The sequence below is a fragment of the Streptosporangium pseudovulgare genome (assembly GCF_014648055.1).
GTDB classification, from domain to species: Bacteria; Actinomycetota; Actinomycetes; order Streptosporangiales; family Streptosporangiaceae; genus Streptosporangium; species Streptosporangium pseudovulgare.
Genome location: NZ_BMQJ01000007.1, coordinates 267,097 through 278,871, shown reverse-complemented (window position 1 = coordinate 278,871; position 11,775 = coordinate 267,097). Strand labels below are relative to the sequence as shown.

The 11,775-nt window shown below is 72.5% G+C and carries 7 protein-coding genes; 5 read left to right on the top strand and 2 right to left on the bottom strand.

From position 1 onward, the window contains the following. The first annotated feature begins 58 nt into the window (after window positions 1–58). From IEZ10_RS16485 to IEZ10_RS16475, 3 genes are all read left to right on the top strand, one after another. Window positions 59–469, top strand: coding sequence for a YybH family protein (locus IEZ10_RS16485; protein WP_189247380.1), 411 nt, complete (start codon window positions 59–61; stop codon window positions 467–469). A 175-nt stretch (window positions 470–644) separates the two neighbouring features. After that, window positions 645–1,235, top strand: coding sequence for a TetR/AcrR family transcriptional regulator (locus tag IEZ10_RS16480; RefSeq protein WP_189247379.1), 591 nt, complete (start codon window positions 645–647; stop codon window positions 1,233–1,235). Between the two features lie 155 nt (window positions 1,236–1,390). After that, on the top strand, window positions 1,391–2,824 hold the full coding sequence (locus IEZ10_RS16475) for an FAD-dependent monooxygenase (RefSeq protein WP_229811328.1): 1,434 nt from the start codon (window positions 1,391–1,393) through the stop codon (window positions 2,822–2,824). Window positions 2,825–2,866: 42 nt separating this feature from the next. Here the strand turns inward: IEZ10_RS16475 and IEZ10_RS16470 are convergent, their stop codons facing one another. Together IEZ10_RS16470 and IEZ10_RS16465 are read right to left on the bottom strand one after the other, a co-directional pair. Continuing rightward, window positions 2,867–7,591: a PDDEXK-like endonuclease domain-containing protein gene (locus tag IEZ10_RS16470; protein WP_189247378.1), complete on the bottom strand. Its 4,725-nt coding sequence runs from the start codon at window positions 7,589–7,591 to the stop codon at window positions 2,867–2,869. A 162-nt stretch (window positions 7,592–7,753) separates the two neighbouring features. After that, on the bottom strand, window positions 7,754–8,488 hold the full coding sequence (locus IEZ10_RS16465) for a DUF4352 domain-containing protein (RefSeq protein ID WP_189247377.1): 735 nt from the start codon (window positions 8,486–8,488) through the stop codon (window positions 7,754–7,756). Window positions 8,489–8,746: 258 nt separating this feature from the next. On the opposite strand from IEZ10_RS16465, the gene IEZ10_RS16460 reads away from it, so the two are divergent. Together IEZ10_RS16460 and IEZ10_RS16455 are read left to right on the top strand one after the other, a co-directional pair. After that, the gene (locus IEZ10_RS16460; protein WP_189247376.1) at window positions 8,747–10,591 is read left to right on the top strand and encodes a serine/threonine protein kinase; all 1,845 of its coding nucleotides are present in this window, start codon (window positions 8,747–8,749) and stop codon (window positions 10,589–10,591) included. Between the two features lie 166 nt (window positions 10,592–10,757). Beyond that, on the top strand, window positions 10,758–11,774 hold the full coding sequence (locus tag IEZ10_RS16455; RefSeq protein ID WP_189247465.1) for a serine/threonine-protein kinase: 1,017 nt from the start codon (window positions 10,758–10,760) through the stop codon (window positions 11,772–11,774). Window position 11,775: the final 1 nt, after the last annotated feature.

Below are 11,775 nucleotides of genomic sequence, written 5' to 3'. Positions count from 1 at the left end.
TCTAGCATCGCGATCCTTCGAAGCCCAGAAACCGACACCGAGGGAACGGACACCACCGATGACCATCACCGCCGACTCCGGCGACCGCGCGTCCCTGCTGGACCACGACCGGCGTTTCTTCGACGCGCTGGTCGCCGCCGACACCGCGGCACTGGGTGGCCTGCTGCGCGACGACTTCGTCATCGTCGCCGTCAACGACGGCGCCGTCGCCACCGCGGCCGACCTGCTCGGCGCGGTGTCCTCCGGAGACCTCCGGTTCCCGGCCGTGCGGTCCTTCCCGGAAGAGGCCGTCGTCCGCCGCGTCGGGGACGTCGGCATCGTCGTCGGGCGGACCGAGATGAGCTTCACCGGCGACGACGGGACGGCCTTCACGGCCGGCAGCCGCTACACCCACGTCTTCGCCGCCGACCCGGCCGGAGGCTGGCGGCTGGTCTCCGCCCAGGGCACGGAGATCAGGCCCGCGCCGTAACCGGGTTCTTCCGGAACGGCTCGGCACGCGTGACCGGAGGCACGACCGACACCGGCCGGCATCGGGGGCATGACCGATCGCCGGCTGGCGTCGGGGGACGCGTCGTGCTATTACTTGGACGGGTGACCAAGTCGATCGACCAAGGCGATCGTCCGATCAGAGAGGCGGCACGCGGGTGAAGACGTCGGTGGAGCGCGGCCGGGAGGTACGGCGGAAGCTGCTGGACGCCGCGGCCGACCTCATCCCCGAGCGGGGGTGGACCGCGGTCAGCACGCGGATCCTGGCCGAACGGGCAGGCGTCGCGCCCGGCCTGGTCCACTACCACTTCCCGTCCCTGCAGGCGCTGCTGAACGAGGCGGCCCTCGACGTCATCGGCCGCGTCGTCGCGGAGACCGGTCCGCTGCTGGAGCGCGCCGAGACCCTGGACGACGGGCTGGAGGGGATGCTCGGCGCGCTCGACGCCTTCACCGGGAGCGACCCGGTGTCGGTGCTGTTCACCGAGACCTACCTCGCCGCCGCCCGCGACGAGGACCTGCGTCGCGAGCTCACCGCCCTGGTCACCCGGTTCCGCCGGGAACTGGCCGGCTGGCTCCGGGCCCGCGGTCAGGAGGCGCCGGAGGAGACCGCCTCGGTGCTGGCCGCCGCCCTCGACGGGATGATGCTGCACCGGCCGCTGAACCCGGAGCTGACGTCGGCGGCCGTCACACCCGTCCTGCGCCGCCTCCTCACCCGCCCCGGAGGTGACGACCACCGCGCCGGAGGCTGAGGCGCCGGCTGGTCCCTCTCCCCGGAGCTGAAGCACTGACCGGTCCACTCGCGCCGGAAGCACACCGAACCGGATCTCCGTACCGGAAGCCCGGGTGCGCCGGGCCGGTCCTCGCGTCCGGGACGCGGGCCCCCACACCGGAAGGAACCGGAAGGATGAAGATGAGAAGAGCCGTGATCTGCGGGGCAGGCATCGCCGGTCTGGCCGCCGCCCAGCGCCTGGACGCCCACGGCTGGGACGTCGTCCTGGTCGAGAAGGCCCCCGGCCCGCGCCGCCAGGGATACATGATCGACTTCTTCGGGCTCGGTTACGACGCGGCCCGGAAGATGGGGGTCCTGCCCCGCCTGAAGGAGCTCGGCTACCGGCTCGACGAGGTGCGTTACCTCGACGAGTCGGGCCGCCTCCGTGCCCGCCTGGACTACGAGCGCTTCGACCGCGTTCTGGGCGGCCGGTTGCTGAGCATCATGCGCCCCGACCTGGAGCTGGCGCTCCGCGAGCGGGTGGCGGGCCGCGTCGACCTGCGCTATGGCTGCGGCGTCACCGGAGTCGAGAACCTCGAAGGCGGCGGAGACGGAGGGCGCGACGGAGACGGCGGCCACGGCGGACGCGACGGTGGCGACGGGGGCGGTGGACGCGACAGGGACGGCGGGCGCGACGGGCACGGCGGACGTGACGGGCACGACGGACGTGACGGGCACGACGGACGTGACGGGCACGACGGACGTGACGGGCACGACGGCCGCAGCGGACGTGACGGGAATGACGGGCACGGCAAGGGTGGCGTCCGGGTGACGCTCACCGACGGCACGACGCTCGACGCCGACCTGCTGATCGGCGCCGACGGCATCCACTCGACCGTGCGGCGGCTGGTCTTCGGCGAGGAGGAGCGGTTCTTCCGCTACCTCGGCTTCCACACCGCCGCCTACGTGTTCGACGACCCCGAGGTCTACAAGGCGGTGAACGGCCGCTTCTGCCTCACCGACACGGCGGGCCGGCAGATGGGCCTGTACGGCCTGCGTGACGGCCGGGTGGCGGTCTTCACCGTCCACCGCGCCACCGACCCCGCCCTCCCGGAGGACCCCCGGGCGGCCGTACGGCGGGCGTGCTCGACCCTCGGCTGGCTCGTCCCCCGGGCGCTGGAGCGCTGCCCCGAGCCGTCGGAGGTCTACTACGACCAGGTGGCCCAGATCGAGATGCCGCGGTGGAGCCGCGGCCGGGTGACGCTGCTCGGCGACGCCTGCGGCGCGGTGTCACTGCTGGCCGGGCAGGGCGCCTCGCTCGCCGCCGCCGGCGCGTACCTCCTCGGCGAACGGCTCGCGACCGCCGACCCGGCGAGTCCCGCGACCTCCCCCGGCTCCGTGGAGTCGGCGCTGGCGCGCTACCAGGAGCAGTGGCGCCCGGTGGTCACCGAGAAGCAGAAAGTCGGGCGGAGCGGGGCGGAGTGGTTCCTGCCGTCGTCCCCGGCGCGGCTGCGGCTGCGCCGGCTCGCCCTGAGGCTGATGAACCTCCCCGGCCCCGACAGGTACTTCGGCACGGCCCTGATCGGCAAGTCCGCCGCCACTCTGGAATCTCTCAGCGGCACCCGCTGACCGACTGCGGCCAGGACGGCGAACGAGCAGGATTCTCCGGAGTCATGCCCGCCGTACGGCCTCCTCCTGAGCGGCGTGATCCGCGCGATGGTAGGCGTCGACGACGTTCTCCGGAAGCCGGCCGCGCTCACCGACGGCGTACCCCTGGCTGCGCGCCCAGGAGCGGATCCGGGCCGTGGTCGATTCCGTTGATGAGCCGGCCAGAGGGACACCCATCGGCGTGCCCACGCCGTCGAGCCCGTCGAGCAGGTCGTCGAACCCGTCCCAGCCGTCCTCCTCCGGCAGGTCCAGCGCGTTCCATGACGAGGACGCTCCGGCGTCCCCCTCGCCCGCGACCTCGCCCGGCCGGATGCCCCGCCGGGCGAGCTCGGACCAGAGGGGCTCCAGGGCGGCCTCGGGGTCGAAGTGGAACTCGCTCTCGCGGACCCGCCAGAACCGCCATCCCGCGCGCTTGAGCTCCCGCTCCCGGTCGAGGTCGGCCTCCCGCTGCTCGGGTGTGCCGTGCCAGAAGTCGCCGTCGCACTCGACCGCCAGGCGTCCGCCGGCACCGCTCACCACGAGGTCGATCCGGCGGCCGTTGACCTCCACCTGGGGGACGACGTGGTAGCCGCGCTCGCGGATCCGCAGGAAGACCCGCTGCTCGAAGAGCGAGTCGAACTCCGGATGGGAGACGTCCGGGGTCACGTCGTCCAACGATGCCGAGAGCAGCGCCGACGGGGGGTTCAGCAGGTAGGTGAGCAGCGACCTGCGCAGGCAGGCGGGGGACAGCAGGTCGGGCGTGACGGAGTGGAACAGCCACATCTGGTCCTTGGCCCGCGACGCGGCCACGTTGAACCTGCGCTGCCATTCGGTGCTCGTCAGTGCGGACCGCCTCTCGGCGACCACCATGGACAGGAACACCACGTCACGCTCGTCGCCCTGGAAGTCGGGCGGCGTCCCGACGCGCAGCCTGCGTCTCTCCCACTCCTTGGTGTCCAGACGGTCGAGCAGCAGGTTGTGGATGAGCTGCACCTGCGCGCCGCCCTGCAGCACGACGACGCCGAAGGTCCGCTCCCGGTAGGCCGGATCCTCCGTGCACGCGAGGATCCGCTCCACGATGGCCTCGGCCTCGGCGAGGTTGCGCAGCCGGGTCGTTGTCCCCTCGGTCACGGCGCCCGGCACGTACTCCGTCCGCAGCGGGGGCAGCCGGTCGGCGCCGAACTGCCGCAGCGGCACCAGCGGCTCGTCCGCGTAGAACTGCCGCGAGGAGAAGTCGATGATCTCCGGCATGCAGCGGAAGTGCTCCTTGAGCCGCAGCACCGAGCCGAACCGTGTGGCCAGCAGGTCGAAGAGACTCGACTTGGGGGTGAACGCGTCCCGCAGGTACGGCGGGAGGTCCGGCAGGTAGGTCGACAGCTTGGCGAAGATCGGTGCGAGCTCGCCGTGGCTCACCGTCGAGGGCGCGCACTGCTTGTCGTCCCCGACGACGATCACACGGGGCGCCAGCCACAGCAGGAAGAGCGCCTCGATGCTCGCCTGGCTGGCCTCATCGACGATGACCACGTCGAAGGAGTCCCGGACAGGTGGGATCGTCTCCAGCACCTGCTGCAGCGGCATGATCCAGGCGGGTACGGCGTCGCGGGCGTGCAGCATCGCCTCGCGGGCGAGCGACTGGAACTTCGCGGCGTACCGGCCGGTGCCCTTGCCGAGCTTGCCGATGTGGTCCTGGTAGGAACGCAGGGCCGTGGCCTGCCGGGAGTTCATCCTGCTCAGCGCCGCCTGCCAGGCCTGCTCGGCGGCGAGCTCCGCGGTCAGTCTCATCTCACGGGCGGTCGCCGCCTCCAGTTCGGCTTCGAGCTGCTGTTCCAGGCCGGGGCGGCGCTGTTCGGTGAAGAACGTCTGCGCCTTCGCCCACGCCCACGCCCGCTCCCACGTGGAGAACTCCGGCCGCCACGCCCCGGCCTCGGACAGCAGGTGGAGCAGCGCCGGATGGGCGGCGCGGACCCGGCCGGCGAGCTCGTCGCAGCGCCGCTGCTCGGCCTGCTCCCGGTGCGCCTCGGTGAGAGCGTGCAGGCACCGCCGGTAGGTGGCGTCGTCACGCGTGGCCACCGCGTTCGCGGCCTCGACGAGCTCCGGGGCGGGGGTGCCGAACCCGATCTCGCGCTGCAGCACCGCGTGCAGCTCGCCCAACGCGGAGGTGGCCTGCGCGGCCTCGGCCCGAAGTCGTACGGCACGCAGCGCCGTGGCGTACGCGGTCCAGTCGGCGGGCGTGCCGAGCCTGACGTGCGCGCCCGCCATGGTGAGCAGCCGCGTGGCCTCCGCCACCGCCGACAGGACGTGGCGCACCTGGCCGAGCCGGTCGAAGGCGTCGCCGAGCTGGGCCACCGCCCGCTGGAGCGGCACGTCCTCGGGGAACTCCACCCCGACGAGCCGCCAGCCGCGCCGCAGCTCGGCGGCGGCGGCCCGGCCTTCGAACTCGGCGACGACCAGCGACAGCAGCTCGACGTTGGACGGGGGGATCCCGTCGACCAGCGTCCCCTCCAGCCACGGCGCGGCCCGCTTCTGTACGGCGGGCCTGAACGGGCCGCGCTTGAGCTGGTTCCCGGCGGCGAGGTGGTCGCGCAGTTCCCGCATCGCCTGCAGGTAGGCTCCGGTCGCGCCCGGCGTGTCCAGCGGCGGGTGGCTGACCGCCCGGAACCCGATCGTCTGGACGGCGTCCCTGGCGGCGGCGAGCCGGCCGGCGTGCGCGGCGAGCTGCTCCCAGACCGTGACCTCGCGTCCGGCCAGGCCGTCCTGCAGCGCGCGGACCGTCCAGTCCGCGGAATCCCAGGCCGCCGCCTCCTCGGGCAGGCCGAGCCGGTGGAGACATGTGGCGACGTCGGCCGCGATCCCCTCCAGCCGGGCGAGCAGGGCGGGGGTGAGGTGCTCGATGCGCCGGGAGACCTCCGTCTCGGCCTGCCGCGCCACGTCGTGCGCGGCGGACTCCGCCGCGATCAGGCCGTTCAGCCTTTCCACGCCCGGCAGGGAGGCCACGTCGGGAAGGCGCTGGGAGAGTCGCGCCTTCCGCCGCAACGTCTCCCCGGCGAGGAGGGCGATGAGCTCCGCGGCCTCACCGACGGTGATCGGGGCCGCGGACGTCGCGGAGGCGGGCAGCGGGACCGGCATCCACGAGCACTCCGCCGCCTCCTGCCGCAGCCGCCGCGCGATGCCGGCGAGGGTGCCCGCGTAACCGGCCGAGACTTCGGGATGGCGGTAGGTCTCCGACTCGCGCAGGGCCCGGATCCGCTCGGTCAGCTCCGCGGTGGCACGGCGGGCGGCCTCAAGCTGCCCCCGCTTCCCGGCGATGCCCCGGGCCTGCCGGGCGGGGTCGAAGGAGGAGAAACGGCCGGACAGCGCCTTGACGCCGCCTTCGAGTTCCGCGGAGCCGCCACGGCCGAGGTCGGTCATGGAGACGCACAACGCGGCGATCTCCGCCGGGAGCTTGTCCCGCAGGACCCGCAGCGCCTGCGCCTTCTGGCTGGTGACCAGCACCCGCTGCCCCTGGGCGAGCAGCGCCGACAGCAGGTTGGCGATGCTGTGGGTCTTGCCCGTTCCGGGCGGCCCCTGGACGACGACGCCGTTGTCCGCCCCCAGCCGGGTCATGATCGTGCGCTGCTCGGGGTTGGCGGGCAGCGGGAAGAGCGGGTCCTGCCCGAGGACGTCCCCGGATACGACCTTCCGCTCCTGGAGGAAGGCCATGCGCTCCTCCGGTTCGAGCGAGCCGACGAGCTGGGCCAGCCCGAGGGGCGTCTGGGCGTCCGGGCCGGTCAGTACGGAGATCATCTCGTCGTAGTAGGAGATGAGAGAGCCGTGGTCCCGCTTGCGCAGCACGAGCGCGGGCGCCGGCCGTACCTCGGCGGGGCCGCTGGACGCCTTCCCGGGCGCCCAGTCGGGCAGGAATCGTGGCGCGGGCCTGACGTCGAGCCCGCGGTCGCACCATGCCTCCAGCAGCCCGGTGACGCCGCCCTGCAGTCCGGCGGCCTCCCCCTCCCGGACGCGCCGCCGCAGGGAGTCGGTCCGCTGGGGGGTGAACCCGTCGAGGTCTGCCAGCAGCTCACGGTCCTGCAGGGCCGGCGCCGCCTCGCCCAGCAGGACGTCGATTCGCTCGGTGTCCGGATCGATCCGCAGGTGGAGACGGGTCGCGATCAGGTGGTTGCGGACACCGACGCCGCCGGGGGCGGTCCAGGACAGCAGGCCGGTCGCCAGCACCAGCTCCCACTCGTCGTCGATCTGCCCGAGCTGGTTGGCGATCGAGTAGAGGTCGCGGTGCCAGCGCTGCTGCCGGACCCGCTCCCGCTCCCGGTCCGCCCACGCCCGCCAGAGGGGAAGCCACGCCTCGTACGCGGTGACCACGTCGGGCCGGTCGTCCTCGGTCTCCGGCCGCGACACCGGGCGGCCGTCCTCACCGGGTTCCTCGACGAGCCCCGGCCCGGTCTCCGACAGTCCGGGGGCGTTCAGCTCGGGATCGGCGAGCTCGTTCGGCCGGAGCCAGCCGTGGAGTTCCTCGGGCGGGGACGGGGGCGGGACGCTCCGGACGTGGTCGACGGAGAGGAGGACCTCGCCGGGCCCCGCCTCCGGTCGGGGCCGGACCGCGTCAGGCAGGTCGACCAGCCACAGCACCTGCCCGTGGTGCCGGACGTCTCGGACCGGGGCGCGGCGCGCGGTCGCCAGGTCGCGGAGGAACTCCACCAGGCGCGTGGTGGAGTCGATCAGACGGGGGTCCCGGGCCCGGGACTGCTGCGCGCTCACGCGGCTTCTCTCCTTCACGTCGTACGGCTTGTGCTCGCCGCATGATGGCGGTGCGAACCCGGCCCCTCTCGTCCGGGTGATCGGGCGGGTGGCGTGATGTTAGTGGCCGGTGATCTCCGGTGGCTGGAACGTTCCCGGAATGAGATCACATTGGTGGACTCATCACCGGAGCGCCACCTGCGTGCCGTCGGAGAAGAGCGAGTCGTGCAACTCGATCGCCTTGATCCTGAAGTCGTCGGGGACGTCGAAGAGCAGGATGCCGCTGACGCTGTTGCCGGGGTTGATGTTGTTGAGGAAGGCGTTGGAGTTCTTCAGGCCGAGCACGGCCGCCCCGGAGTCGGCGTCGTACTCGCGGTCGGCCGTGTCGAGGAGCTTCTGCGCCGAGTCCAGGAACATCTGCGCCTCGTCGCCGATGTTCTTCACGGTGACGTGCACGAGGACGTACTGACCCTGGGCATTCGACCCGATGTACTGGTCGCCGACGCGCTCGACACCCTTCTCCACCTTGGTCACCTTGAAGGAGAACTTGCCGTCCTTCACCGTGTCGCCGATGCCGGCCGCGGCCCGCTTGCCGGCCTCCCCGGCGGGGGCGGAGGTGCCGGCGTCCGAACCGGGGGAGGCGGCGGTGTCCGAGCGGGGGGAGTCGCCCCCGCCGCTGAGGAGCACGCCGACGCCCACCAGGACCAGCCCGGCCAGCACGACCACGCCGACGACGAACGCCCGCAGGCAGCCGCCCTTCTTCTTCGGCGCGGCCACGAACTGGGGGTGTACCGGGGGTGAGCCGTACTGCGGGGGCGGGCCGTACTGCGGCGGCTGACCCTGCGGCTGCGGGCCGTGCGGGGGCCGGCCGGGCTGCCGCGGGTGGCCGGGCTGTGGGGGCTGCTCGTTTCCGTGCATGGCGAGGGCTCGCTTTCGGGGGACGCGAGTGGGTGGACTCTCGGGGGACGCGAGTAGGTGGGCTCTCGGGGAGCGCGAGTGGGTGGACCGGGCGGCGCTCGCACGCCGCCCGGTTCCACGAGTTAACCATATTGTGAACTGAGTCAACAAGGATAAATCTGGTTCCCGACGTATGGTGTGTATCGTCTTCCTCTGGAGGATCTCCCCGCCATCTGCTTCAATCTCCGCCCAAGCCGAACGAACCCCCACGGAGGCCGCGTGCTGCCGCTGCTGTCAGGTGATCCGCGCGAGATCGGCCCGTACCGGCTGGTGGGACGCCTCGGCGCGGGCGGCATGGGGGTCGTCTACGCGGGCGTCGACGACGTAGGCCGGCGGGTGGCCGTCAAGCTCGTGCACGAGCCGCTCTCCGTCGACCTGGAGTTCCGCCGGCGCTTCAGCCGAGAGATCTCCGTACTGGACGGGGTGGAGGGCGTCTGCCTGGCCCGGGTCCTCGGCTCCGACCCCGGCACCGAACGCCCGTGGCTCGCCACCGAGTACATCCCCGGCCCCACGATCGAGCAGCACGTGCGCGCCGAGGGCCCGCTGTCCGGGGACGCCCTGTACGGTCTGGCCGCCGGGGTCGCCGAGGCGCTGGTGGCCATGCACGCGGCCGGGGTGGTCCACCGCGACCTCAAGCCGTCCAACGTGATCCTCGCGCCCGGCGGGCCGCGGTTGATCGACTTCGGCATCGCCAAGGTGCTGGACGGCAGCACGATGACGCACACCGGCACGCTCGTCGGATCACCCGGCTGGATCAGCCCGGAGGAGTACGGTGAGGGCTCCGCGGGCACCCCGGCCGACGTGTACGGCTGGGCCCTGCTGGTGTTCTTCGCCGTCACCGGCGAGCCGCCGTACGGCACCGGCCGCCCCGAGGTGCTCGCCTACCGCGTCCGCGAGGAGACACCGGACACCGGGGCCGTCCCCGCCGACCTGCGCGGCCTCGTCGAGCGGGCGCTGGCCAAGGACCCGGCGGAGCGGCCGGCCGCCGCCGAGGTCCTGGCCGGGGTGACCGACGCCTGGCGTGACCGGGCCGACGACCTGGCGGAGCCGGAGGCCGACGCCACGGTCATGATCCAGCGCACCTGGGTACTGTCACCCGGCGAGACCACGGAATGGCCGGAGCCGCCCGCGCCGCCGACGGCCCCGGCGCTGAAGGCGACTCCGGCGGTTCCGGCCGTGAGGGCGCTTCCGGCGGGTGAACCCGCCGCGGGCGCGCGCGGGCGCTCCGGGCCGTCGTGGGTGCACGCCTACATCGCCACGGCTGCGGCCGTCACCCTGGTGGCGGTCACCGCGATCATCGCCGCCGCGGCGACCTCGTCTCCTCCGGAGCCTTTCCAGGAACGTTCCAGCGATCCGTCCGCCGTGCCGAAGGCGCTCGCGCAGTCCGCGGCCCCGACCCGGCCCGCACCCGTCGCCATCTCCGCGACACCGGTGAGAACGGGGGAGACCTCGACCGGGGCGACGGAGAAGACCCGGACGGTCCCGCGCTCCGGAGGTGAGGCCGTCTCATTTCGCGGAATCGCGATGACGTTGCCGAAAGGGTGGCGACTGCTGCGCGTCCGCAAGGATCTCGCCTGCATCGAGTCGCCGAACGCGCGGGGGAGCAGTGGACCGTGGGAGTTCGCCTGCCGCCCCGACGCCATGGTGCTCAAAACCGGTGCCGGACCCGGGAGTTGGCCGGGGAACGGCATCGACGATCCTCATTTCGGCTGGGTGGTGGGGAGCCCGATGCCATGCCTGGCGGACGGCTCCGTGTGGCGCGACCCGAACGGCTCCTACGACGACGCCATCGGAGAGTTCGGCCTCTACGACGGCGTCTACGCCGACGGGTCGAGCCTGCGCCGCTCCAGCCTCGCGCGCATGGCGGACGGCAGGAAGGCCGCCTACCGCGAATGGGTGATCCCTTGCATGGCGAATGGCCAATATGTCCAGAAAGTCTGGTATCTACCTAAATCAAAAGTCGCCCTCTTCGTATTGAGCGCCCGACCCGAGGACGGCAAGGGGTATCGCCGGGTCATCGCCTCCGTCAACCTGGCCGGTTATCGATATGCGGCCCCATTGTGAACCAGATTCACTTGAAAAGTCTTATTAGTGATCGCTACTGTGTTCAAGCGCGCGTAAAGAAAAAGACCTCCTTCGCCGATTTTCCCCCGTCCCGCCGCTCGTCATGAGCGGTCGAGCGGGGGTCCGCCCGGCCGGAGGGCACGAGGCGACCGTGAGGCAGGTGCGGATGGAACCCGTGGACCGTTCCGACCCCCAGATCATCGGGGGCATCGCCCTGCGGGGCCGGCTCGGTTCGGGCGGCATGGGCCGGGTTTTCTACGGCCTGACGGCCGACTACGAACCGGTCGCCGTCAAGGTCATCCGCGAGGAGATGGCCGATCGGGCCGAGGTGCGGGCGCGGTTCGCCAGGGAGGTCGACGCGTTGCGCACCGTCCAGGGACCGCATGTCGCCGGGCTCGTCGACGCGTCGGAGGAGGACGAGGAGCCGCCGTGGCTCGCCGTCGAGTACGTCCGGGGACTGAGCCTGAAGGAGTTCGTCGAGCTGCGCGGACCGCTCGCGCCCGCCGACGCGGCCACCCTCGGCGTTCTGCTCGCCGCCGCGCTCAAGGACGTCCACCGGGCCGGGCTGCTCCACCGCGACCTCAAGCCGGGGAACATCCTCCTGGGCCGGGACGGCCCCAAGGTCATCGATCTCGGGTTGGTGGCCTTCGCCGAAGGGCCGACGGACCTCACCACCTCGGGGTCGACGCTGGGCACGCCCGCCTGTATGTCCCCCGAGCAGGCCAACACTCCCAGGAGCGTGACGGCCGCCACCGACGTGTACGCGCTGGGCGCGACGCTCCTGTTCGCCCTGACCGGCCACTACCCCTACCAGGGGGCGAACCTCGCGGCGCTGCTGATGAACATCATCAACTCGGAGAAGGCCCCCGACCTCGCCGGTCTCCCCGAGGACTTCGTTCCGTTCGTCACCGCGATGCTCGCCCACGACCCGGCCGCCCGCCCCGGGCTCGCCCAGGTGACCTCCTGGCTGACCGGGCCCGCCACCGCGGGCGGGCTCACCCTGCCGGTGGCCGTTCGGCGACTGGCGGTGGCCACCTACGTCGAACGCGAGTCCGACCCCGCCGAGCCCGAGCCGTCCCTGCCGAAACGACGTGACCTCACCGACGTCGTCGTCCCGGGTTCCGTCGTCGCCCTCCTCGCCGAACGGCTGCGCGACGCCTACGCCGCCAACGCCCGCTTCTGAG

Excerpts from the sequence above, each read along its gene's own strand:
- IEZ10_RS16485 (WP_189247380.1), top strand. The coding sequence starts at position 59 with ATGACCATCACCGCCGACTCCGGCGACCGCGCGTCCCTGCTGGACCAC.
- IEZ10_RS16455 (WP_189247465.1), top strand. The coding sequence starts at position 10,758 with ATGGAACCCGTGGACCGTTCCGACCCCCAGATCATCGGGGGCATCGCC.
- IEZ10_RS16465 (WP_189247377.1), bottom strand. The coding sequence starts at position 8,488 with ATGCACGGAAACGAGCAGCCCCCACAGCCCGGCCACCCGCGGCAGCCC.
- IEZ10_RS16475 (WP_229811328.1), top strand. The coding sequence starts at position 1,391 with ATGAAGATGAGAAGAGCCGTGATCTGCGGGGCAGGCATCGCCGGTCTG.